Genomic DNA, 22,650 nt, shown 5'->3' with positions numbered 1-22,650 from the left:
AGTTCATCAAACCCTGCGCTTAATGCTCCCCGCTTACCTGACGGATCGTGTCCAGTTCAGCGAGCACCGTTTCGGACAGCTTCAACTGCGCCGCCCGCAGGTTTTCGCGCAAATGCCCGACCGACGAGGTACCCGGAATCAGCAGAATGTTAGGCGAACGATGCAAGAGCCACGCGAGCGCGACCTGCATTGGCGTTGCACCGATCGATTCCGCGACCTTGGACAACCCCGACGACTGAATCGGCGTGAATCCGCCAAGCGGGAAGAACGGCACGTACGCGATGCCCTTGGCGGCGAGTTCGTCGACCAGCGCGTCGTCTTCGCGCTGCACGAGGTTGTAATGGTTCTGCACGCAGACAATCTCCGCGATGCCCTGCGCTTCGGCAACCTGCGTCGAGGTCACGTTGCTCAGCCCGATGTGGCGAACCAGGCCTTGACGCTGAAGTTCGGCCAATGCTTCGACCTCCCTGGCAATCGAACCTTCCGCTGGACCGTGGATCTTGCCCATGATCCGCATATTGACGACCTCGAGCGTGTCGAGACCCAGATTGCGAAGGTTATCGTGGACGCCGCGTTCGATATCTTTCGGGTCGGTTGCTGCAAGCCAGGCGCCGTCGTCGCCACGAACCGCGCCCACCTTGGTGACGATGACGAGATCGTCCGGATAAGGGTGAAGCGCTTCGCGAATGATCTGGTTGGTGACATGCGGCCCGTAGAAATCGCTCGTATCGATGTGGTCGACGCCCGACGCAATGGCTTCGCGAAGCACCGCGATGGCCGCGTCACGATCCTTCGGGGGACCAAATACGTTGGGCCCCGCAAGCTGCATGGCGCCGTAGCCCATCCGTTTGACGGTGCGGCCGGCAAGCTTAAAAGTGTCTACAGGGGTAGGTGTAGTCATAACGCCCTCCTTTGGCGAGTGATGGGACGCAGTATGGTCGTGATTGCGTTGTTTGAAAATCCGATCTAAATTGCACAGGTTGTTCAAAATTTTGCACAATCGCCATGGAATTGAATGATCTCGCCGCTTTCGTCTCTGTGGCGCATGCCGGGGGTTTTCGCGACGCCGCGCGCATCAGTGGCGTGTCGGCGTCGAGCCTGAGCATCGCCGTGCGCCGGCTTGAGACGAAGTTCGGCCTGCGTTTGCTCAACCGGACCACGCGCAGTGTGGCGCCGACTGAGGCAGGGCTACGCCTGCTCGAAACGCTGACGCCCCTGTTCAGCGAGATGGAAGCGGCCCTGGATGTCCTGAACGGGTTTCGTGAGAAGCCGACCGGCACGCTCAAGCTCAACGTGCCGTCGAGCGCGGCGCGGATTGTCTTGCCCAGCGTCATTGCGTCGTTTCTGAAGGCCTATCCCGACATCCGCGTGGAGGTTGTGGTGGAGGACGGCTTTGTCGATGTGCTTTCAATCGGCTGCGACGCGGGTATTCGCTACGACGAGCGGCTTGAGCAGGACATGATCGCTGTGCCGATCGGACCGCGTGTGCAGCGTTTTGCTACGGCTGCGGCGCCGGGGTATCTCGATGTGCATGGGAGACCCGAACATCCGCGCGAACTGCTTTCGCATGCTTGCCTGCGTGGGCAGTTTGCTGGAGGCGCGAAACCGACGTGGGATTTCGAACGGGACGGTGAAGTAGTGCGGTTGGATCCTTCGGGGCCGCTGCTTGTCCGGCCGGGGGCCGCAATGGACTTGGCGATCAGCACCGCGGTGGCCGGGGTAGGGGTGATTCACCTGTTCGAGGATATGCTGCGCCCGCATCTCGAGAGCGGAACGCTCGAGCCAATTCTGGAGCCGTGGTGGCAGCGTTTTCCGGGGCCGTTTCTCTACTACCCGGGGCGGCGGCATTTGCCGGCGCCGTTGCGGGCTTTTGTGGATTTTTTGAAGGCGGGTGAGGGATCGAACTAGCGCTCACCCGAACTTCATTCAACCCGTCATATCAGCCAATGGCTAAGGAAAGCGGCTACTGCGTGGCGTGCTTGAACGATTCCAGTTCGCTCGTAAACCGTTGAGTCCTGACGCCGTTGCTTCCGTAGTATTCCTCGACGGACTTAACCCAGCGGCCGGTTTCGGGCACGTACCAGAACGCCTTGTAGAGACGGCCAGTGACGGCCGTCGGCGCGGCCTTGCGGGTCTGCGCTATAACGGTCGTTCCTCCCTGCGTGGAGAAGGCGCCTCCCGTTGCGGATTGAATCGGCGCAGTCTCCGCGGTCCAGTCTCCTTCGGCTTCGACCTTGATCGCGTCAAACTTTCCCGCGGGCACTTCTACGGATTCGGGGCCGACCACCTTGAACCGGCTGTCGAACGACTCCGATGCGTGCTGCACATTCGGATGCGCCTCGGTGTATTTCACTTCCCACGTCTTGCCGACGGTCAGCGGGAACGACAAAGGCCGATTGACCGTAGTTTCGGAGCCGTTCACGTTACGCGAACGGCTCCAGTCCGAGCCCGCGATCAGTTCTTTTGCGGCCTGGGTCGTGCCAACCTGCTTCGTTTCGAAGTAGATATGATCGGACGTGGTCCGCAGTACGACGATCTCGTCATGACTCTGGTGCCAGCCGTTAGGGCCGTTCTCGATCGTATTGACATACGTCCAGGTGTCGCCCTCGCTGAGTTTGGGGGCAGCGACGGACTCTGCGTGCGCAAGCGTGGGAGCAACAAGGGAAATCAGTAGCAGGATGGTTCTTGTCGTTTTCATGGTCTTTGGTTTTTCTCAATTGGTCTGCCGGACGATTCTAGTCACCCAATCTTTCGGTTAGCATTCAGGCCGGTTTTACCAAAACCGGTGTTCCCGATCTCTTTCCACATCTGCCAGAACCTGGGCCCACATATGCGGTTTGATACCATTCACGCTTTTCAAGATGGGCCGAAACCAGCGTGAGTCGCCAATTTGTATCGTCCGTACGTGAATTCTGCCGCCTGTGGGCCGGCCGGCTTGCACGTTTGCTGGGGGCCGCCCTTCTTCTCGTCGTGGAGTTGATCGGGTTCGCCGCTCGCCTGCTCAAACCCTTGCTGGTCAAGGTGCTGTTCCATCTACGTCATCCGACGCGGCGCGGTGTTCTGCTTACGTTCGCCACACCGCCTGCGCTCGTGCTGCTGTATGTGATTGTGCTGATTCCGTTCACGCCGAGCATTAGCGATATCCGCAAGGCGCGGGTCGACCAGCCGGCGCAGATTCTCTCGGCCGACGGCAAGCTGCTCGCTGAATTCAAGCCTTCGAACCGCGAATGGGTTCCGCTCGCCGATATCTCGCCCCACATGGTCGACGCGCTGATCTCTACCGAAGACCACCGCTTTTACCAGCATCATGGTATCGACTGGCGGCGCACGGGATCTGCGGCATTGCACACGTTCGGCGGCGACCGCCAGGGTGGTTCGACGATCACCCAGCAACTGGCGCGCAATCTCTATCCGGACGAAATCGGCCGCGCTCCGACTCTCACGCGCAAAGTGAAAGAAGCGATCACCGCGCTAAAGATCGAGGCGGCTTACAGCAAGGACCAGATTCTCGAAACGTATCTGAACACGGTGCCGTTTCTGTACAACGCGTACGGTATCGAAATGGCTTCGCGCACGTACTTCGGCAAATCCGCGGATCAACTGGATATTCTGGAAAGCGCCACGTTGACCGGCATGTTGAAGGGCAACAGCTATTACAACCCGGTGATCAATCCGGACCGCGCGCTGGAGCGCCGCAATACGGTGCTCGTGCAGATGGTCAAATACGGCCGTCTCTCGCAGGCGACCTACGCAACATTGAGCCGCAAGCCTCTGCGCGTCGATTTCGAACGGCAGATCGAACCGCCGGGACCTGCTCCGCACTTCGCGCAGCAGTTGCGTAAGTGGCTGATCTCGTGGGCCGATCGCAACGACTACAACATTTACTCAGATGGACTAATTGTTCATACGACGATCGATTCGCGTCTGCAGTCGATGGCGACCGCGGCGGTTGTCTTGCAGGGCAATGCGTTGCAATCGGTTGCCAATGGGGCGTGGAGCGGACGCTCCGGCTGCTCGCCGCAAAGCGATCTCTTCAAGAGTTTCATCCGCGAGACGCCGGATTACAAGGCTGCGATCAGCGCCGGTCAAAGCGACGACGATGCGCTCCAGCATCTGGGCGCTGACCGCACATTCGTGCGCACGCTGTGCCACGACAAGACCGAAGTGCAGGCAGGTTTCCTCGCCATCGATCCGCGTAACGGGCAGATCAAGGCATGGGTGGGCAGCCGCGATTTCACTGACGAGCCGTTCGATCACGTTCAGCAGTCACGGCGTCAGCCCGGTTCGACGTTCAAGCCGTTCGTGTACGGTGCCGCTTTTGCAGATGGCGCGAAGCCCACGGACACCTTCATCGATCAGCCGATCGAAATACCGCTGAAGGGCGGCGAGATCTGGCGTCCGAACGACGACGCGCCGCCGAGCGGCAAGCCGATGACACTGCGCGATGCGCTCGCTTATTCGCGCAACCGCATCACCGCGCAGTTGATGGAGCAGGTTGGGCCGGACAAGGTGGTCCGGCTCGCACGCGCGATGGGCGTGCGCGACAGCGAACTCGCCCCTGTGCCATCGCTTGCACTGGGCACGAGCCCGGTGACGATCAAGGAAATGGTCTCGGCGTATGGCACGATTGCGAACGACGGCGAGTATCTCGAGCCGCGCATGGTGACGAGCATCGAGGATCACAATGGCAACGTGCTCGCGCAATTCGAGCCCGCTTCGCCGGAGCGGGCGTTGTCGGCTGCGGCGGATAGGACGCTGCTCGATGTGATGCGCGATGTCGTGAATCGCGGTACTGGTGCCGCTATCCGTTCGCGTTTCGGCATTCGCGCGGATGTGGCGGGCAAGACCGGCACGACGCAGGACAATGCCGACGGCTGGTTCATCCTGATGCATCCGCAACTGGTGGCGGGTGCGTGGGTTGGCTTCGACGACGGGCGTGTCACGTTGGGCAGCAATTATTGGGGCGAAGGCGCGCATACCGCGTTGCCGATTGTCGGGGATTTCTATCAGCGTGCGCTGCGAGCGCGGCTGATCGATTCGCGAGTGAAGTTTGCGACCGAGGTGCAGCCGAGTCTGTTCGATGAGTTCCGCGACAAACTGAATGCGTGGGTGAGCTATCTGTTTGCATCGAAGCCGAAGACGCAAACTGCGCCTGCACCGCTGCGTCATGTGGCACCGAAGCCGGCGCCAGTTACTCCGCCTTCGTCCTCGGCATCGCCAGCACCGCCTGCAGCCCCAGCAGCTTCAGTGCCGCGTGAAGTGCCGCCTTTGCTCGGCGCCCCTGGCGCAGCTGCATCGGCGCCTGCGGCTGCTTCGAATTCTGGCTCGAGCGCTATACCCCCTGCAGCGGTGCTCTCGCCGGCATCGGCCGCCGAGTTGATGGGCGTGCCGCAACGCAACGGCGGTTTCCCCGTTGAAGGGCCAGGTTCGTCGCCTACACCCTCGCCGGATGTACCTGAGGGCGATTCTGGGTCGAGCAGGCAGTGAGCCCAGCGCACTTTCTACGCGACGTGTGCGGCGAAGCCGACCTGTTCAGGAGCAATCTCAGGTCGAAGCGTGCATTCGGGAATGTCGTATTCGCCTGCATTCTGCTGGCGGTACGGTATCGGGTTCGTATTCCAAAGGTCGTCGAGACGTTGTCCGAGTTTGTCGCAGGTTTCCAAAAACCGTTCGTCGTCCATACGGCTGGTCCGATAGACGACGAACGGCGGCAACACGTCGAAGCCGGGGTAATACAGTATCCCGTGCTGAATCGGGAATAACACGTCGTCGATGGGTCCGTTGATACCTCGCGGGCCGTAGTGCGATTCCCATCCACCAGTGGTGGCGATCAGCATCGCCCTCTTGCCCGTCATCGAACCTTCTCCGTAGCGATCGCCCCAGTGAGAATTGGAATGTTCTCCTACTCCATACGCGAAGCCATACGCATAGACGCGCTCTACCCAGCCTTTCAGGATCGCCGGCATCGAGAACCACCACAGCGGAAACTGCAGGATGAGCGCATCCGCCCAGCGCAACTTGTTCTGTTCCAAGACGATGTCCTGACTCTGCCTACCGCTCTCGAACGCAAGTCTGGACTCATGCGACGGATCAAAACGCGTACCGGCTGGCCGATCGATGCTGTCGTCCTGGTCGAGCGACGCTTTCCAGTTCATTGCGTACAGGTCTGATACTTGTACCGTATGCCCCGCATCTTCAAGACGCTTGATCGAGAAGTCCTTGAGCGAACCATTCAATGATCGAGGCTCGGGATGGGCATACACGAGAAGAATATTCATGACTTGGCCTCCATTGCAAAGAGAGGCAGGATAGGTCTCGGTCGGGTATATTGGAAATGAATATCCAATATTGCAGGTATTACCGTGAATAATCTCAGGCGGCTGGACCTCAACTTGCTAGTCACGCTGGATGTCCTGCTCTCGGAACACAACGTGACGCGTGCAGCTGAGCGGCTGAATTTTTCGCAACCATCGGTCAGCGTACATCTCGCCAAGCTAAGGGATATCTTTGGTGATCCACTGCTGTTGCCGGGGCCGCGCGGCATGCGGCCCACCGCGCGGGCGGAATCGCTGCGCGAGCCTTTGCGGCAAGCGCTTGAAGCACTGGAGAGAACAGTCGCCCCAGCCAGCCCCTTTGATCCCGCCACGGCGAGTCATACGTGGCGTGTCGCCGCTGCCGACTACGGGGAATCGACGATCCTGCTGCCGGTGTTGGCCGGCTTGCGCTCGGCGGCCCCTGGCACCCGGCTGGCGGTTGTGGAGATGTTTCCGTCGCGCATCGCCAGACAAGCGGAACGGGGGGAGATCGATCTTGCTTTCCATACCAGCGAGGGGTCACCCGCCGGATTGCATCGCCGGGTGCTGTTTGCGGAGCGGTACGTGCTGGTCGGTCGTGCGGGACATCCGCGCCTGAAGCGGCGGCCAACGCTCGCGCAATTCTGCGAGCTTGAGCACGTAATCGTGTCGCAGGACGGCGCCGGGTTCCTTGGCATTACCGACGAAGTGCTTGCAGAAGCAGGAATGTCACGCCGGGTTGTGCTTTCGGTCCCGCACTTTCTCTTTATGATGTCGGTTTTGGCGAGCACAGATCTCGTCGCGATGTTGCCATCGCGCCTGACTCGCAATACGTCAACGTTGCGCGTGGTCGAGCCGCCGCTGGAGGTATCTGGCTACGAGATGGCCATGCTTTGGCATGAGCGCTCCCATCGCGATCCTGCGCATCGATGGTTGCGCGATTACATTGCGGATTCAGTGTGATCTGCGTCGCTGCGGCACGGAATATGCCGCTGCTATTATCTCCCGCACCGCAAACGAACCGCCCTGAGTGGAATGTCCAATGAACGCACCGATCTCCGATGATGGAAATAGCCAACGTTCCGGCCCGCGCGCCGACGCGCCCTTCGCTTCGCCTAAGCCGACTTTAGGCGAAGTGTTCGGTGCGTTCTTCATGATCGGACTCACCGGTTTCGGCGGTGTATTGCCTTGGGCGCGCCGCATGCTAGTCGAGCGCCGCGGGTGGTTGACCGATCGCGAGTTCGCCGAAGTGCTGCCGCTGGCACAGCTCCTGCCTGGACCGAACGTATCGAACATCGCCACCATCATCGGACGGAAGTATCACGGCGCACTCGGCGCGGTGACGGGTGTATGCGGGCTTTACCTTGCCCCTACGATCATCACCGTAGGCGTCGGCTACGCTTACGCAAGCTGGGGTAACGCGGCCGTTACGACGCACCTGCTCGCAGGCTTGATGCCTGTGGCTACGGGATTGGTGATTGCGACGGTGCTCAAGCTGCTTGTGAGCTTGCCACGCGACCTTCGGAACCTGGTACTGGTGGTCGCGATGTTTGTCGCGGTCGGCTTGCTGAAGCTGCCACTGCTGCCGGTTCTCGCGGTGCTCGGCCCGTTTGGCTCGTGGCTGATGTGGCGTGCGCTGCACGCAGAGGCTTTAACGAAGCCTCGTGCGGAGTGAGCCTGATGACCTCCAGGCTGACCGATCTCGCGCTCCACAGCGCGCTGTGGTCCGTCCTCGCCGTGGGCGGGATGAACTCCACACTGGCCGATATTCAACGTTACGCAGTGGATACGCGTCACTGGCTCACTGCCCAGCAGTTCGTCACGTTTTTTTCAGCCATGCAGGCGGCGCCGGGTCCTAATGGCATGGCGGTCTCGCTGATCGGTTTTCAGGCAGCAGGGCTGGCTGGCGCGCTGGTCGTGACGATTTCCATGATCGTGCCGTCCGCGTTGCTCGCTTACTTTGTGAGCGGCTGGGTCGAACGGCGCAACGATTCACTTGTTGTGAAGGCGGTTCGCCGTGGTCTCGCGCCTGGGACAGTGGGTCTGCTCGCTTGCGCATCCTACGTTTTCGTTCGGGAAATCGACGTCAATATCGGTCGTGCCGTGTTGACGATCGTGACGGTGGTCGTCGCTTATCACACGCGGTTCAACCCGATCTGGCTGGTTGCGGTGGGTGCGGTGTTGGGGCTGGCGGGGTTCGTCAAATAGCGGGCAAGGTCAAGGTCAAGGCGTGTCGGAAGCGGGGTGCCGAAACCTCTGCCGCGGAATTTCCGCAATCGCGGCGATTTCGATCATCAGTTCCGGACGATACAGTCGCTCAACCTGAACCGTGGTGGTGACAGGAAACGGTGCGGCGAAAAACTCCTTGCGGATATCTCCTGTACCCATGAACGCATCGATATCCGTTGCGTAGTGCACCAGTGATATCACGTCGGCCATTTGTCCACCCATGACCGCTAAAACATCGCGGATGTTCTCCAGCACCTGGCGCGTCTGCGCGCGCATATCGTTGTGGCCCACTACCTGTCCGTTTCTATCGAGCGAGATCTGACCTTTCAGGTGCACGATATGGCCGTCACCCTGGATGACGGCCATCGAGAACGCGCCAAACGGCGACCATAATTCGGGCGGATTGAAGGCCTGCACCATTGTCGAACTCCGTTGACGGATTGCTCCCGGAGATTATGCCCCGTCCCGCTCAGTGCAACGAAAAGAACAACCCCGCAATCGCAGCGCTCATCAAATTCGACAACGTACTCGCCGTAAGCGCTCGCAGTCCATGTCGCGCCACTTCAGAGCGTCGCTCAGGCGCCACCGCACTGAAACCCCCAGCCAGAATCGCGATCGAAGAGAAATTCGCAAAGCCGCACAGCGCGAACGATACGATCGCAATCGTCTTCGGATCGAGAATCTGCAGTCCTGCCGCAGCGACCTGGACGCTGTCCTTCAGGTACGGGGAGAGGTCGCCGTAGGCAACGAACTCATTGAGAATCAGCTTCTCGCCGATAAAGTTGCCGGCAAGCGGCGCGTCGTGCCACGGCACGCCGATCAACCAGGCGAGCGGCGCCAGAAGCGTGCCGATGAGACCCTGAAGCGTCACATGTGCGAAGCCGAACAGCGCCGCGATGCCTCCGACGGACGTGTTGACGAGCGCGATGAGTCCGATGAACGCAATCAGCATCGCTCCGACGTTGATGGCGATTCTCAGGCCAATGGTTGCGCCAGAGGCGGCCGCTTCGATGACGTTGGTCGAACCCTTCTCGTCGAAATCGAGCCCCTCTATCGTCGTCTGGCTCGGCTCGACAGTGGGATACAGCAGCTTGCCGAACAACAGGCCGCCTGGGACCGCCATGAACGACGCGGCCAGCAGGTACTCCATCTTCACCCCGAGGCCGGCGTACGCGGCAAGCACAGAACCCGCGACGGAAGCCATGCCGCTCGACATCACAGCAAAGATCTCGGCACTGGTCATCTGCCGGACGAACGGCTTTACCAGTGCAGGCATTTCGCTTTGACCGAGGAAGATGGTTGCAACCGCCGAGCAGGCTTCAATGCGGCTCACGTCGAGCAACTTTTCCAGCGCGATGCCGACGATGGTGACGATCCACTTCATGACCCCGACGTAATAAAGCACCGCGATCAGTGCTGTCACGAAGATGATCATGGGCAGCACACGTAGCCCAAATACGAAGCCACCCGCGCCGAAGAGCTCGAACATCTTGTTGTCGACCAGACCGCCAAAGATAAACGACACACCATGGTTGCCCATTTCGAGCACCCGGTTGACTCCTGCAGCGGCTGCCGCAAGGGCAGTGCGTCCGAAGGGTACGAACAGCACCAGTGCACCGATTGCCAACTGGGTCGCAAGCGCAGCGACCAGGGTGCGCGGCCGAACCGCGCCGCGATTGTTCGACAGCAAATAGGCGATCAACAGCAATATCAACATGCCACAAAGGCTGCGGACAATATCCACGTGGTTCCCCTCGAAATTTAGTTGGCCGGCACGCCGTCTTTCCAGTGCGGCCAGTCCTTGACGATCGCATTCACGAGCGGCGATCCGGCGAGATACAGGTTGTTCAACGCCGGGACAAAGCCTCCCTGATTCTGGTAATCGAGCAGGTTGTCGACGTTCGATACGCCTTGCGGAGGCCGGTCGAAGTCCGAGCCAGCACGCAATACCGCCACACGTTGCGTGTCGGCGAGCCCAGCAGACGCTGCGCGTTTGATGACCTCGAAAGTGGCGTTATCCTCCTGCTGCGTCGTGCAGTACACGCCCTTGCCGTCGGTCAGGAGTTTGGTCCAGTCGCGAGCGCGCTGTCCGATGGCATTCCCGGAAAACCAGGTATCGCCCGCGAGGGTGTCACACTGAATGAGACTCGGGCGTTGATTGGCGGGCGCGCTCGAGTACTTCGCGCGATACGCTGCAGCCTGCGGGCTGTCTGTCAACGTCACGTCGCGCGAAAGACCATAGGCCTTTTGCAGTAGCGCCTCGTTCAGTTGAAACACTTCGGTGCGGTAGTCCAGCGGCGGCTTTTCATTTTCGCTTTTGGTATTGATGCCAAGGTAGCCGGACTTCCAACCCGGCGGAATTTCACGTGCATCCAGTTCCCACTGGATGCCGAAGTCCACCAGGTAGCGCGCCCATGCGGCTGAGCCGAGGGTGCCCTGCGCCGGGTCGATGCCGGCGATACCGGATACAAGGAAGTACGTCTTGCGCAAATCGAACTGTTTCGAGTACACGAGCGCGGACATCGACGCCGCCGCATTCGTGTGCCCCATGCCGGTCGTCAGGACACAGACGCCGTCGTGGGTGCAGTGGACTTCGGGATAGTCGGGGGACAGCCCCAGCACCTTGATGCTCTCCATCGGGCCGAGGTGGTCCAGCCACACTTTGCCCTCCGGTCCAAACATGGAGATGATCAGAACCTTGACCGGGCGCGGGTGATGCGCGTTGTCCCCGGCGGCATGCACGCCGGCAACCAGCGACACGGCGAGTCCCAGTCCGGCGAGCATCCGTAGAAATTTCGTCTTCAACATGAGATCTGTATTCCTAATGGGTTGTTCAAACTTGTCCGGCGTCTGCGACTTCGCTCATGGTGCGATCGTCGATCGCGCCGGATGATGCAGCATACGATCAGAACTGATAGCCGACACTCGCGTAATAACCCCAACCGGTCGCGCGGTTGGCAAACGGGCCATTCCCGAAGTCGAGATCGCCACCAGACCATTGGCCGCCATCGTGGAAGTACCGGGCTGCGGCCCAGAAGCGCCAGTGCGTGAATGAATAGAGCAGCACGTTCGTTTCGACGAAGGCCGTGTCCGTGCGGCTGGTGCCGCCGGTCTCCTCGCGCAGCTTCGAGCCGAAGTCATAGTTGAAGAAGCCGACGTACGTCAGATTGCCGCCATGAAAGCTTCCGAGCGGATAGATGTATTTCATCTGGGCGCGATAGCCGTCCCACGAGTTTTCATTCGCCGCGCCGTAGTTCTCCCATTGCCTGCGCACGTAGAGATTTGCGGACAGGATCAACGGCGTGTGCGTGTCGATATCCGTGCCGATGCCGCTATACAGGGTGTTCTGACGGCCGCCGATGTTGTAGCCCTCGTCATAGATCCAGTCGAACGCCAGATACCATTGCTTGAACGGACCAAAACCGAGGTGCCTGCCGACGAGGTCGTCGATCGATACGCGCGGTTCCTGCTCACTGAACAGGGGAGAGCCGCGGTCCCACATGCCGGTGTCATGCGTATTGCCTACTCCGAACACCTTTGGTGCATCGATATACCCGTATAGGTCGAACGGGCCTTTTCTGCCGAAGTACTCGTACTCCAGATACATGTCGTTGGTCTCATAAGGTCCGAAGCGGATGTCTTTTGAGCCGATCACGCCGAGACTCTGATGAAACCATGACGATAGATAAGGAGACGCGGCGGCCGGTTGCGCTGCGGTATTGGGGACGACGGTGCCGCTTTCCGCGAGAGTCGGGTCGGTCGACGCGTCGGCCCTGGCTGTTTGAACTACGAAGAGGCTGACCGACATGAGCGCTGCGATCAGGGCAGCAAGCTTGCAATGGCGCTTCACGGCAGCCATCCACTTATTTCCAGCTATTTCATTTGGATGCCTAATTGTTATCATCTGATCGAATCCTTACCGTTATTAATATTTACGATGACTGCTGCCGTGCAAGTCTCTTCGGTCCTTGGCAGAAGCACCGCTAGATTGCACAGGCTGCATGCTTCGAGTGCGCTCGCGCCCCAATGTCGACCAGTTGGTCAGGTTAAGCGCACGCTATGCATGTAGGCGGCGATTGAACGCACGAAGCATGCCAAAGTTGTCTGGTTGGTCAGGATTCAGGATTGAGGAACTGCACGCCAGGGAAATCCTGACGCCATCTGATGGATAGATGCGAAATGGATAGGTGAGCGTGAGATTGGCGAGTGTTGGCACTCGTTGCGGGCGACGTGGGCGCGTAATGGCCGTCGTGCCCTAATGTGCTGCTTTTATAGCTCGTCCCAAAGTCCGGTCGATGCGCGCGTTCATTGCTCGCAGGAACTCTAAAAGCTCGGGAGGCTCCTGGATGTCGTATTCGACTTCCAGCGTGCACAGCCAGGATGCGATCGTGTGCAGATCATGCGCTCCCGTGTGCACGATGCAGCGCTGCGAATCGAGCGGCGCCAGTTGCCCTACGAGTGGACAGATGCTTTGGGCGAGCGCCTGCATCGGCGCGTGAAGGATCACCTTGGCGCGCACCGGGTAAGCCGCCGTTGAAACCGAGCGCGAGACGTAGGCGGCAAGATCACCCTTGTCCGGCCCACTACGAGGTTCGAAACGCGCTCCGCTCGAAATCGGCGGAACTACCCGGTCGACACGGAACGTACGCCAGTCCGCCCGCCTGACGTCCCAGGCAACGAGGTACCACCGCGACTCCGCGTTGACCAGGCCTTGAGGTTCGACCGTGCGCTGGCTGACCTGGGCTTTGCCATCCCTATAGTTGAATTGCAATTGCTCGTGGTCCGCACACCCGCCGGCCAGCGTAGCCAGCACGGCCTGGTCGACCTTGGGGCCCGTCTGGGCCAACTTCTGGATAGATGCGAAAAAAGCCCTCGCCTTGCGGTTGTGGCCTGGAGGCATCAAATGTTCCAGCTTGACGAGGGCGGAGAGCGCCGACTCTTCGACGTCTTCCACACCGCTCGCAGCAAGCGTTCGCAGCGCCAGCGAGACGGCCAGTGCTTCGTCCTCCTCGAACAGCAAGGGCGGCAGGGTGGTCCCGGCTTCCAGGCTATATCCGCCATCCGGCCCCGGCGTCGCGCCGATCCGGTAGCCTAGACCGCGCAAGTGGTCGACGTCGCGACGCACGGTCCGCTCGGTGACGCCAAGGCGCTCGGCCAGCACGGCACCGTGCCACGACGGGGAACTCCTGAGCATCCCCAGCAGACGCAGCAGTCTCGTGGAGTTTTGCAACATTTCGGCGTCGCCCTCCTTAGATGCGGACAACCTTTGTCCGCAATGATCCGTAGATTAGCAGTAACAGCACGCCAGGACGATACCGTGGATGCTGGGGAAAGAAGAGGCAATACCCGGACGGCGATGAACCGGATTTTCAGTTTGTAGGAGTACGAATAACAACGCTTCGTTTTCACTGAGGAAACTGTCATGAACATCGATTTTCCGAGCGACGTTTCTAAGCAAACGCGTCTTCATCGTCTGTCGGGACTACCTTTTTCCGGTGGGAGGGAGGTCAACCCTCTGCATATTTCCGATTGGCTGAGGAGTGGCGTGCGCGTCGCGAGCATGCAACCGGTGCTGTGGCTTAGCGTGTTGCTGGTCTGCGCCGATCTCGCGACGTTGCTGGGGTTTGTGCCGCAGTTGTATCCAGTGGCGGTGCTGCTGGCGCCACTCGTGATGGGTGGGTTGATGTTCGTGCAGGACGGCGCTAGCAAGGGGCAACCGGTGTCGCTGCGCGAGACGTTTGCGGCGCTGATTCGGCGCAGCAACGCGTTATGTCTGATCGGTTTGTATGGAGCGGCGATCGTTGCTATCGGCTATGTGGTTCTGCTGGCAACGTTCCATCTGTCTTTGAACGTGTCGGTTACGGCGAGTGGGGTGCATAACGTCTCGATCAGCTTTGGCGGCGACCATGGCGTACGCGGTGCGCTCGAATCGCTGCTGGGGGTGTCCATTTTCGCCGTCGCGATTGCATCGGCCTGCTTCGCCCCGGCTCTGGTGATCTTGCACAACATGACGCCGCACGGAGCAATGTTCGCAAGTCTGAATGGCGCGGCGCGCAACTGGCCGGTGATGGTGATGTACTTCGCGGCGATGACGGTGGCCGTGCTGTTCGCACCGATGGTTCCGCTGGTGTTGCGTGCATTGGTGTTGACGCCGTTGTTGACCGCATTGCCGCTGCTGTCGATTTATGGCGCTTACAGGGACGTGTTTTTGGGGCGATGAGCGGGGCGTGGGCGGTGCTTGATGTTCCTGGCGAGCCATTGTCCGGGGGATACTCAATCCCCTATGGCTCTCCCACCCTAGGCACGCACCACCCCCATCTCCCCACGCGCATAAGCCACACAGCGCCGTGCAAGGATTTCAGTCGGATCCACAAGCCTCACAGCCCGACCGTCACCCGAATATATCTTCGCCTCAGGCAGCAACAACGGCAATTCAGTACACCCAAGAAGAATTACCTCAACGCCGCGCCCGCTTAGTTCATCGACAGCTGCGCGAATATCGTCGAGGCACTCGCCGGTAGTAAATCCCGCCTTAACACCACACTCCCCATAAATCGCATTCATCACCCGCGTCTGCAGATCATCGCTCGGAACGATCTGCCTCAGCCCACGCGCCTCGAATGCTTTTTTATAGACCCCACTCCTGATAGTCCCAGTGGTAGCAAGCAACCCAACCTCACGTAGATCGGGAAACGCCAGCTTCAGATATTCGACGCTCACCGTCAGCATATTGACGATCGGTACGTTCAGATACGGCTGTATCCGTTCGACAAACGCATGAGCGGTATTGCAAGGGATGGCGATAATGTCCACCTCCCCCGCTTCCAGCTTCTTGCACGTCGCGTACAACGACACCGTCGGGTCCCGCCCGTCACCCAGCAGATTCTCCGTGCGATCCGGAATCTGCGGGTTCTGTTCAACGAGCAGTTTGATGTGTTCCTGATCACGCGTCGCCGGCGTGCTACGCACCAGCTTTTGCATGAAGTCAACGGTGGCAGCAGGACCGACACCACCCACCACACCAACCTTGAACGCACGGTTGTTGTGGCTAAAGGATTGCCCCACAGACGCGTATTGCGCGTACACCAGGTTCGAATCGACGATCGGGACGTCCAGCGCCGCAATCTGACTCAACACGAGACCAATTTCAGTCATCCCAGGCAAAATCACGTCCGCCCCCTGCGCGATCAGATCCTGACACGCCTCGCGCAATAGTTCGACGGGCCGTCCACCAAGGTTGCCGCTCTTGATCCCAGCCTCGCCATAGACAGCTTCGGTGACGGGATCCATATCAGCTGAACTACGCTGACGCGGATGCAGCACTTCGAACTCCGGTGCCCGGAAGTACCGCTCAAAAAGCCCCTCGTCGCGAATGTAGTCCGAGGTCAATACACCCACGCGCCGCGCCGATGGAAACGAGCGAGCTACATGGCAACGCAGCGCATCCAGCATGTCGACGATCTGCACCGACGTGTTCTCCTGCAACTCATCGATGAACGTGTGGCTCAAAAAGCAAGGCAGAAGAACACTCGTGACGCCGCGCTTTTCGAAATCGCGGATCATGTCGAAGATGTACAGCTTGCGCTCGGTCGTCGCAGCGCGAGATGGGCTTGCATTGCGAAACGGACGCTGTTCGAACAGGACGTCGAAGTGCTCCGCGTCACTATGCGCAGGACTTGCCTGGATCAGCTTGAAAAGTACATCCGCGCCGGCGAGCGGCCCAAGCCCGCCGATCACGCCAAACACCCGCCTGTTAGCTAACTTCCTTGCTGTCATTGGACTTCGCTCTGAAGTTGTTCAAACTGCGGGGTGGGAGCGGCAATTTCGCTGCTGCTGCGGCGCGCCTCCCATTTTGCGATCACGGCAGTCGCCACGCTGTTGCCGATCACGTTGGTCATCGTGCGTCCCATATCGAGAATCTGGTCGATCGCGAGGACCAATACGACCCCCTCGGCGGGCAAGTGGAACAGCGGTGCCACAGCTGCGACCACCACAACCGACCCTCGCGGCACGCTTGCCATGCCCTTGCTGCTTAGCATCAACACTAGCAGCATGAAGATCTGCTGCGACAGCGGCATGTCGATACCGAAGGCCTGGGCAATGAAAATTGCCGCAAACGATTGATACATCATAGACCCGTCGAGGTTGAATACGTAGCCCAGCGGTAGCGTAAATCCAACTACTTTCTTGTCGATGCCGAATTTCTCGAGTTGCTCGGTCAGGCGGGGATAGGCCGCTTCACTGCTGGCGGTCGAAAACGCTAGCATGGCCGGTTCGCGCACAGCCTTGAGCAAGCCTCCGATCTGCTTGCCCAGAAACAGGTAACCCACGCCAATCAGGAGCGTCCACAGCAGCAGAAGACCCAGGTAGAACGAACCAATCAGCTTACCGTAAGTAAGCAATACGCCCAGGCCGCGCAGCGTCACGGCGGACGCGATCGCACCGAACACCCCAAACGGCGCAGCGCGCATGACGTAATCGGTGAGTCGCAGCATCACGGGTACCATGCCGTCGATTGCCTGCACAACCACCTTTACGCGTGCGTCGTGCTTTAGCGCGCCTAGCCCCAGGCCGAAGAACAGCGAAAACACGAGTATCTGCAAGATGTCGTTGCGCGCCATCGCATCTAGCAGACTGGTCGGAAACGCGTGGGTAATGACGTCCTTGAAGTTCAACGCGGCGGTATTGAGGCCGGTGTTCACGTCGCTGCCGCTCACCACCATGTGCAGCGCTGCGCCCGGTTGCAGAGCATTGGCGAGTACTAATCCGAGGGCGAGCGACACGAGCGACGCACAGATGAACCAGCCGACCGTACGCAGTCCAATGCGCCCGACCTCCTGACCGCTCTCCATGCCAGCCAGTCCGGAAACGAGCGTGGCGAAAACCAGCGGCGCGATGATCATCTTGATCAGCCGCAGAAAGATATCCGTGATGATCGAGAAATAGCCGGCCAGGGTTTTTGCCGAGTCAGCATCGGGGGCGCCGGCGTGACACACGTAGCCTGCTGCGACGCCGAGCACCATGCCGACGGCGATATAAAGCGTAAGGCGATTTTTCATAGCTGTCCTTTTTTTCGTCGACTAGGACGAACATCCGCTTCCGCACGGCTTCCTATACAAAAGCGTGCATATCGCCTTCTCGCGCGACCGAATCGCGGTGATGAGAAGACTTGGACGGATACTAGAGACGAAAAAAATGAACGTGATGCGGGCTTGACATTGCACTATGCGGCAGCCGCATAGATATCGCGAAAGGAGCCCTGGCGTGCCTCAAGCCTCGATGCGGGACTCCAGGTATTCCCAGATGTCCTTCACGAGAGGCATCTCGTTGTTGCGATCGCGGTAGAGGCGCAATTGCAGATCGAGTTGCCACGTACGGTCGCCGGCGGTCACGAGCGTGCCGCTATTCAACTCTGTTTCGATCAGGCTACGCGGTAGCCAGGCGATGCCTTCGCCGTTAAGCGCGAGTTTCTTTAGCACATCCGCCATATCTGATTCGAAGTGCGGAGTCAGTGCTGGATTTTTGGTCGCCCTGTGCAGCAGCAGGTGCAGGCAACGGGCAAAGTAGGTGGTCGCGCTATAGCCAATCAACGGTAAGGGACGGCCCGGCGTCCCTGGAAGACGGAACGACGGTGTCGAGCGCTGGCTGGGTGCGCAGACGGGCAGGAAGACGTCGTGTCCGACGGTGAGGTGAGGATAGCGCGTGGCGTCGAGATGCAGGGGCAGGTCAGGGTGCTCGTAAGCAAGCATCAGCTCGCAGTTACCGTTCACCAGCATCAGAATCGAATCGTGGACGTTGGTCGGGACAATCCTTACACGCAGTCCGCTAAAGCGGCTTTGCAGCGAGCGCAGCCAGTCCGGCACAAAGCCAACGGAGATGGCGTGGCCGGCGGCGATCTGCAATCCGGTCCCGGGCATGCGCTGCTCGCTGCGGATGATCGCCCGCGTGTCGAACAGCTTGCCCAACATGTCCTCAGCGGCTTCGCGGAACAACGCGCCAGCGGGCGTGAGCGTGGGCGGATAGGTGCTGCGGTCGATCAGTTCAGCGCCGATCCACTGTTCCAGCGCCTGAATGCGCCGGCTGAGCCCGGATTGGGTGACATTGCGCACTTCCGCCGCGCGCGAAAAGCTCTGGTGCTGCGCGAGCGCGATGAAATCCTCGATCCACTTGACTTCCACGTTAGCTCCTCGACAACGTGTGAACTGGCTGGCCTGCCAGACTCCCCGTCGACCGATTCTAGCGTCGCCATTTTTTATCGCCAACCGACTGTGGACGCCACGCGTCGGTGCGTAGAGCGACTTTTTCTGCGCGATAGATCGGTAAAACTAAAGCGCGTATCTGATAACGTCTTTCGAGTTTTCAGAGTGCATGTGACGTATTAAATACGTGATCAAAATGACGGCTTGCTGAACGATATTTCGCGGCGCGAGATTCGGTTCCAGACGAAGTATTCACATGTGGCAATCATCCAACACCTGCCAAATAAATCGCTGCGCAGGAGATGGAAAAAAACCGGAGATCCCCTCTGTGTAGGGTTTCCAATCCTTTCAGGTTGCTGAAAGATAGAATTTCAATATGGGTCTGTTTTTTATCATGAAACCATCAGATATATTTGCGCCGCGGTAGTCGATCAGGTCTGTAAACATCAACCAGCTGTTATCCGGACATTAATGTCGCGTTGAAAGTACAGGCTTGAGCGCAATAGCCTTCGGTTTGCGAATCGTCTCGCGGGATAGTAAATCGAGACCAATATCTTTAATTGGATAAATTTTCATGAAAAAAACAATTCTTGCAGTCGCGTCTCTCGCAGCCATGACGTCGATCGCCCATGCGCAAAGCAGCGTCACCTTGTACGGCGCGCTCGATACGAGTATTGCGTACTTCGGCAACCAGCAGGGCACCAACCATTCGGGTGGGACCTTCGAGATGGCGGCAGGCAATATTTCGCCTAACCTGTGGGGCTTGAAAGGCACGGAAGATCTGGGCGGCGGTTTGTCGGCCATCTTCAAGCTGGAAAGCGGCTTCAACATCGACAATGGCCGTCTCGGCCAGGGTTCGCGCATCTTCGGCCGTACCGCGATGGTCGGTTTGACGGGTGACAACACCGGCACGATCTCGCTCGGCCGTCAGTACGATCCGCTGATCGACCTGATCCAGCCGCTGACGAACGACGACACCTTCGGTCCGACCTTCGCCACGCCGGGCGACATCGACAACTACGACAATAGTTATCGCACCAACAACTCGATCAAGTACACCACGCCGAACTACGCAGGTCTGCAGGGTTCGGCGATGTACGCGTTCGGTGGTGTGCCTGGCAGCACCGCGAGTGGCCAGACCTACGCGGCGGCTCTCGCGTACAACCACGGTCCGTTCGGTTTCGCCGCAGGTTACTTCCACGCCAATAGCGATCACGGCACAGCAGCATCGTTCGACGGCCTGAACCCGGATGCAGCCAGCTTTGCGGTAGATTCAGAAGCGATCTCTGGTGGGTTCGTCTCGGCGAACTCGATGCAGATCATCCGCGCCGCGGGCGATTACGTGTTCCGGAATTTCACGTTCGGCGTTTCGTATAGCAACGTGCAGTACAACAACTACACGACTTCTTTCGGTGACCAGAACAACACGAAGTTCAACACGGGCCAGGCGTTCGTGAACTATCAGCTGACACCGGCGATGGTTCTTGGTGTGGGCTACGACTACACGAAGGGCAGCGGCAACAACGTGACAGTGTCGTATAACCAGTTCAGCTTCGGCGCCGACTACTTCCTGTCGAAGCACACGGACATCTACGCGCTGGCCGGTTATCAGAAGGCATCGGGCAATACGATCAGCGCATCGTCGGGCGACGTGGTCGCAGCGGTGGCGTCGATGGGCGACTTCGGTAACGATGCGTCCACCAACAAACAGGCTATGGGCATGATCGGTATCCGTCATAAGTTCTAAGCTGCGGTTTGCAGATAGCGGACATCGAAACGACAAAGCCCGCCTGGGTTATCCAGGCGGGCTTTGTTACTGATGCGGAGTGCCTAATGGACCTCAGGCGTCCTCACGAACTCTTAAGGCCGTTCCCCGCGCGCCAGCCTTGCCTCGATGTCGTACACCACCGGCATCAGATCGGCGACGCTGTCGACCACATAGTGTGCGCCTGCATTGCTCAAGCGTTGGGTCGCCGCGGCGCGGCGTTGGGCAAATTCCTGAGGGGCCAGCGCCTTCACATCGGCTTCGGCCATCCCGAACGCATTGCCGCTCACGGCCACGCCCACCGCCCACGTTCCGCCGTTGATGCCTTCTTCGATGCCCACTTCCGTATCGTCGACCTTGATCGCATTCTTCGCGAGCCATACGCCGAGTTGCGGCAACGTCTTATAGATCATGTACGGCGAAGGACGTCCCTCCGGGGTATCGCCGGTGCAAACGAGGCTATCGGGTGAAAACCCCTGCGCAGCAGCGCCCGGCGTGATCTCAGCCATGATCTCGCGCGTGTAGCCGGTCGTCGTACCGATGCGGATATCCTCAGAACGCAGCGCCGTCGTGACTTCCGCGACGCCCGGGATCACCTGGCTATAGCTTGCCGCTACCGCGATGTTCTTCGGCACGAAGACGTCGTAGACGGCGTCGATATCCTGCTCGGTCGGCGCGCGGCCGTATTTGTCGGCCCACGCCTGCGACACCCTCGGCAGGGCCATCAGCGCGGCGATATGCGGACGCTTGGCCATACCCATCGGCCCGCGCGCCTCGTCGATGGTGATCGAAACGCCGAACTGTTCGAATGTCTCGACAAACGCACCCATCGGCGCCAGCGAACCATAGTCGACCACGGTTCCGGCCCAATCGAAGATCACTGCTTTTACGTGTTTCATTGATGTCGCATCCTGAGAAGAGTCTGGGCCGTCGATTTCAAACCTGTTCGGCGAGCAGGTGGCGTTCTTTGAGCGCGGTGGCCGGTGGGGCAGCGTGCTCTACGCCCATCGTGCGCAACGCCTGAGCGCTCGCTTCGACGACGCGTCGCATGACATCCGCATCCACCTGGCCGATACATCCCACGCGGAAGCTGTCCACCACGGTCAGCTTGCCCGGGTAGATGATGAAACCTTGCTGCTTCATCAATTCGTAGAACTGCTCAAACCGGAACGCCGGATCCGCGGGTGCAAAGAACGTCACGATGATCGGCGAGCGCCAGTGCGCGTCGAGCAGCGGTTCGAAGCCGAGTTCCTGCATGCCGGCGACCAGCACATCGCGGTTGTGGGCGTAGCGTGCCAGCCGGCCAGGCTGACCGCCTTCGATGGCGTGCAGCCTGAGCGCCTCGATAAATGCCGCGACGGTGTGCGTGGGCGGTGTGAAGCGCCACTGTCCAGTGCGGTTCATCACGTCCCATTGGTCGTACACGTCGAGGCTCAGCGAATGGCTGCGGCCCTTCGCCTCCTGCAACGCGCTCTTGCGCGCGATCACGAAGCCGAAGCCCGGTACGCCTTCGATGCACTTGTTTGCCGACGAAACGAACGCTTCGCACTGCAGATGCCGCACATCGAGCGGCACCGCGCCGAACGCGCTCATGGAGTCGATCAGCAGCTTGCGGCCTTTCTTTGCTGTGGCTGCGGCGATTTCTTCGAGCGGGTTGAGAATCCCCGAGCTGGTCTCGCAGTGCACGGCGACAACGTGTGTGATGCCTGGTTCGGCGTCGAGCATGCGCTCGATTTCGCTGCCGCGCGGCGGCAGATAGTCACCCTTGTCGAGCACGGTGCAACGGCGGCCCAGATAGCCAAGCGTGGTGGCGATGCGCTTGCCGTAGGCGCCGTTCGCCAGCACCAGCGCATGTCCGTCACGCGGGACCAGGCTGCCGAGCATGGCTTCGACGCAGTAGCTCCCGCTGCCCTGCAGCGGCACGCAATCGTAGTCACCGGCGGTGTCGCCGGCGATTTCGAGGAGGCGGCGGCGAAGCAGCGCGGTCATCGCGCGGAAATCGCTGTCCCACGATCCCCAGTCGCGCAACATCGCTTCCTTGGTCGAGAGCGCCGTGGTAAGCGGCCCCGGCGTCAACAGATACGGCTCCCCTTTGGCGGGGGCGGCGCACGAAGTAACGGAATGGTCGACTGGGGTGTCCATGCTTGACGTCCGATGAGGATCT

At 59.8% G+C, this 22,650-nt stretch carries 20 protein-coding genes; 7 read left to right on the top strand and 13 right to left on the bottom strand.

From position 1 onward, the window contains the following. Nucleotides 1-19: 19 nt before the first annotated feature. Nucleotides 20-901: an aldo/keto reductase family oxidoreductase gene (locus tag P3T20_RS15965; RefSeq protein WP_429287310.1), complete on the bottom strand. Its 882-nt coding sequence runs from the start codon at nucleotides 899-901 to the stop codon at nucleotides 20-22. Between the two features lie 104 nt (nucleotides 902-1,005). Between P3T20_RS15965 and P3T20_RS15960 the strand changes: the two genes are divergently transcribed. Continuing rightward, complete coding sequence (locus P3T20_RS15960) at nucleotides 1,006-1,908, top strand: LysR family transcriptional regulator (RefSeq protein WP_074267074.1); 903 nt, start codon at nucleotides 1,006-1,008, stop codon at nucleotides 1,906-1,908. A 55-nt stretch (nucleotides 1,909-1,963) separates the two neighbouring features. Here the strand turns inward: P3T20_RS15960 and P3T20_RS15955 are convergent, their stop codons facing one another. After that, the gene (locus tag P3T20_RS15955; protein ID WP_429287309.1) at nucleotides 1,964-2,698 is read right to left on the bottom strand and encodes a hypothetical protein; all 735 of its coding nucleotides are present in this window, start codon (nucleotides 2,696-2,698) and stop codon (nucleotides 1,964-1,966) included. Between the two features lie 179 nt (nucleotides 2,699-2,877). Here P3T20_RS15955 and P3T20_RS15950 point away from each other — a divergent pair, with 179 nt between their 5' ends. Next, nucleotides 2,878-5,487, top strand: a complete 2,610-nt coding sequence (locus P3T20_RS15950) for a penicillin-binding protein 1A (protein ID WP_429287308.1) — start codon at nucleotides 2,878-2,880, stop codon at nucleotides 5,485-5,487. A 14-nt stretch (nucleotides 5,488-5,501) separates the two neighbouring features. Here the strand turns inward: P3T20_RS15950 and P3T20_RS15945 are convergent, their stop codons facing one another. Then, complete coding sequence (locus P3T20_RS15945) at nucleotides 5,502-6,278, bottom strand: NAD(P)H-dependent oxidoreductase (protein WP_429287307.1); 777 nt, start codon at nucleotides 6,276-6,278, stop codon at nucleotides 5,502-5,504. A gap of 84 nt (nucleotides 6,279-6,362) precedes the next feature. Between P3T20_RS15945 and P3T20_RS15940 the strand changes: the two genes are divergently transcribed. The 3 genes from P3T20_RS15940 to P3T20_RS15930 all read left to right on the top strand — a co-directional run bounded on the left by P3T20_RS15940 (nucleotide 6,363) and on the right by P3T20_RS15930 (nucleotide 8,501). Further along, nucleotides 6,363-7,256, top strand: a complete 894-nt coding sequence (locus tag P3T20_RS15940) for a LysR family transcriptional regulator (protein WP_429287306.1) — start codon at nucleotides 6,363-6,365, stop codon at nucleotides 7,254-7,256. Nucleotides 7,257-7,335: 79 nt separating this feature from the next. Further along, the gene (locus tag P3T20_RS15935) at nucleotides 7,336-7,968 is read left to right on the top strand and encodes a chromate transporter (protein WP_429287305.1); all 633 of its coding nucleotides are present in this window, start codon (nucleotides 7,336-7,338) and stop codon (nucleotides 7,966-7,968) included. Between the two features lie 5 nt (nucleotides 7,969-7,973). Further along, a complete protein-coding gene (locus P3T20_RS15930; RefSeq protein WP_429287304.1) occupies nucleotides 7,974-8,501 on the top strand; it encodes a chromate transporter in 528 nt (175 codons plus the stop codon). Between the two features lie 15 nt (nucleotides 8,502-8,516). Here the strand turns inward: P3T20_RS15930 and P3T20_RS15925 are convergent, their stop codons facing one another. From P3T20_RS15925 to P3T20_RS15905, 5 genes are all read right to left on the bottom strand, one after another. After that, nucleotides 8,517-8,942: a RidA family protein gene (locus P3T20_RS15925; RefSeq protein WP_429287303.1), complete on the bottom strand. Its 426-nt coding sequence runs from the start codon at nucleotides 8,940-8,942 to the stop codon at nucleotides 8,517-8,519. A gap of 49 nt (nucleotides 8,943-8,991) precedes the next feature. After that, entirely contained in the window at nucleotides 8,992-10,266 is a 1,275-nt protein-coding gene (locus P3T20_RS15920) for a NupC/NupG family nucleoside CNT transporter (protein ID WP_074267082.1), read from the bottom strand. Between the two features lie 17 nt (nucleotides 10,267-10,283). Beyond that, a complete protein-coding gene (locus P3T20_RS15915) occupies nucleotides 10,284-11,330 on the bottom strand; it encodes a purine-nucleoside phosphorylase (RefSeq protein WP_429287302.1) in 1,047 nt (348 codons plus the stop codon). A 97-nt stretch (nucleotides 11,331-11,427) separates the two neighbouring features. Further along, nucleotides 11,428-12,381, bottom strand: coding sequence for a nucleoside-specific channel-forming protein Tsx (locus P3T20_RS15910; protein ID WP_429287301.1), 954 nt, complete (start codon nucleotides 12,379-12,381; stop codon nucleotides 11,428-11,430). Nucleotides 12,382-12,777: 396 nt separating this feature from the next. After that, nucleotides 12,778-13,755: a helix-turn-helix transcriptional regulator gene (locus P3T20_RS15905; protein ID WP_429287300.1), complete on the bottom strand. Its 978-nt coding sequence runs from the start codon at nucleotides 13,753-13,755 to the stop codon at nucleotides 12,778-12,780. Nucleotides 13,756-13,944: 189 nt separating this feature from the next. Here P3T20_RS15905 and P3T20_RS15900 point away from each other — a divergent pair, with 189 nt between their 5' ends. After that, nucleotides 13,945-14,742 carry a BPSS1780 family membrane protein gene (locus P3T20_RS15900; RefSeq protein ID WP_429287299.1) on the top strand — a complete coding sequence of 266 codons (798 nt, stop codon included), beginning with the start codon at nucleotides 13,945-13,947 and terminating at the stop codon, nucleotides 14,740-14,742. A 77-nt stretch (nucleotides 14,743-14,819) separates the two neighbouring features. Here P3T20_RS15900 and P3T20_RS15895 read toward each other — a convergent pair whose 3' ends face one another. The 3 genes from P3T20_RS15895 to P3T20_RS15885 form a co-directional block, all read right to left on the bottom strand. Beyond that, nucleotides 14,820-16,298: an aspartate/glutamate racemase family protein gene (locus P3T20_RS15895; protein WP_429287298.1), complete on the bottom strand. Its 1,479-nt coding sequence runs from the start codon at nucleotides 16,296-16,298 to the stop codon at nucleotides 14,820-14,822. Further along, the gene (locus P3T20_RS15890) at nucleotides 16,295-17,581 is read right to left on the bottom strand and encodes a dicarboxylate/amino acid:cation symporter (protein WP_429287297.1); all 1,287 of its coding nucleotides are present in this window, start codon (nucleotides 17,579-17,581) and stop codon (nucleotides 16,295-16,297) included. Before P3T20_RS15890 ends, P3T20_RS15895 begins: the two co-directional genes overlap by 4 nt. 210 nt (nucleotides 17,582-17,791) lie before the next feature. After that, the gene (locus P3T20_RS15885) at nucleotides 17,792-18,700 is read right to left on the bottom strand and encodes a LysR substrate-binding domain-containing protein (RefSeq protein WP_429287296.1); all 909 of its coding nucleotides are present in this window, start codon (nucleotides 18,698-18,700) and stop codon (nucleotides 17,792-17,794) included. A gap of 595 nt (nucleotides 18,701-19,295) precedes the next feature. Between P3T20_RS15885 and P3T20_RS15880 the strand changes: the two genes are divergently transcribed. Then, entirely contained in the window at nucleotides 19,296-20,468 is a 1,173-nt protein-coding gene (locus P3T20_RS15880) for a porin (protein ID WP_074267089.1), read from the top strand. Nucleotides 20,469-20,581: 113 nt separating this feature from the next. Here the strand turns inward: P3T20_RS15880 and phnX are convergent, their stop codons facing one another. Then, nucleotides 20,582-21,385 carry a phosphonoacetaldehyde hydrolase gene (gene phnX, locus P3T20_RS15875; RefSeq protein ID WP_429287295.1) on the bottom strand — a complete coding sequence of 268 codons (804 nt, stop codon included), beginning with the start codon at nucleotides 21,383-21,385 and terminating at the stop codon, nucleotides 20,582-20,584. 37 nt (nucleotides 21,386-21,422) lie between these two features. Next, entirely contained in the window at nucleotides 21,423-22,628 is a 1,206-nt protein-coding gene (locus P3T20_RS15870; RefSeq protein WP_429287294.1) for a 2-aminoethylphosphonate--pyruvate transaminase, read from the bottom strand. Nucleotides 22,629-22,650 lie beyond the last annotated feature (22 nt).

The organism is Paraburkholderia sp. GAS206C (assembly GCF_050435645.1).
In the GTDB taxonomy this organism is placed as follows: Bacteria; Pseudomonadota; Gammaproteobacteria; order Burkholderiales; family Burkholderiaceae; genus Paraburkholderia; species Paraburkholderia phenazinium_B.
Note: the sequence above shows the minus strand (reverse complement) of the source record. Positions and strands in the feature narration are given on the sequence as shown.

Coding starts and splice junctions, on each gene's coding strand:
- P3T20_RS15965 (WP_429287310.1), bottom strand. CDS start 901: ATGACTACACCTACCCCTGTAGACACTTTTAAGCTTGCCGGCCGCACC.
- P3T20_RS15960 (WP_074267074.1), top strand. CDS start 1,006: ATGGAATTGAATGATCTCGCCGCTTTCGTCTCTGTGGCGCATGCCGGG.
- P3T20_RS15955 (WP_429287309.1), bottom strand. CDS start 2,698: ATGAAAACGACAAGAACCATCCTGCTACTGATTTCCCTTGTTGCTCCC.
- P3T20_RS15945 (WP_429287307.1), bottom strand. CDS start 6,278: ATGAATATTCTTCTCGTGTATGCCCATCCCGAGCCTCGATCATTGAAT.
- P3T20_RS15935 (WP_429287305.1), top strand. CDS start 7,336: ATGAACGCACCGATCTCCGATGATGGAAATAGCCAACGTTCCGGCCCG.
- P3T20_RS15930 (WP_429287304.1), top strand. CDS start 7,974: ATGACCTCCAGGCTGACCGATCTCGCGCTCCACAGCGCGCTGTGGTCC.
- P3T20_RS15925 (WP_429287303.1), bottom strand. CDS start 8,942: ATGGTGCAGGCCTTCAATCCGCCCGAATTATGGTCGCCGTTTGGCGCG.
- P3T20_RS15915 (WP_429287302.1), bottom strand. CDS start 11,330: ATGTTGAAGACGAAATTTCTACGGATGCTCGCCGGACTGGGACTCGCC.
- P3T20_RS15910 (WP_429287301.1), bottom strand. CDS start 12,381: ATGGCTGCCGTGAAGCGCCATTGCAAGCTTGCTGCCCTGATCGCAGCG.
- P3T20_RS15905 (WP_429287300.1), bottom strand. CDS start 13,755: ATGTTGCAAAACTCCACGAGACTGCTGCGTCTGCTGGGGATGCTCAGG.
- P3T20_RS15900 (WP_429287299.1), top strand. CDS start 13,945: ATGAACATCGATTTTCCGAGCGACGTTTCTAAGCAAACGCGTCTTCAT.
- P3T20_RS15895 (WP_429287298.1), bottom strand. CDS start 16,298: ATGACAGCAAGGAAGTTAGCTAACAGGCGGGTGTTTGGCGTGATCGGC.
- P3T20_RS15890 (WP_429287297.1), bottom strand. CDS start 17,581: ATGAAAAATCGCCTTACGCTTTATATCGCCGTCGGCATGGTGCTCGGC.
- P3T20_RS15880 (WP_074267089.1), top strand. CDS start 19,296: ATGAAAAAAACAATTCTTGCAGTCGCGTCTCTCGCAGCCATGACGTCG.
- phnX (WP_429287295.1), bottom strand. CDS start 21,385: ATGAAACACGTAAAAGCAGTGATCTTCGATTGGGCCGGAACCGTGGTC.
- P3T20_RS15870 (WP_429287294.1), bottom strand. CDS start 22,628: ATGGACACCCCAGTCGACCATTCCGTTACTTCGTGCGCCGCCCCCGCC.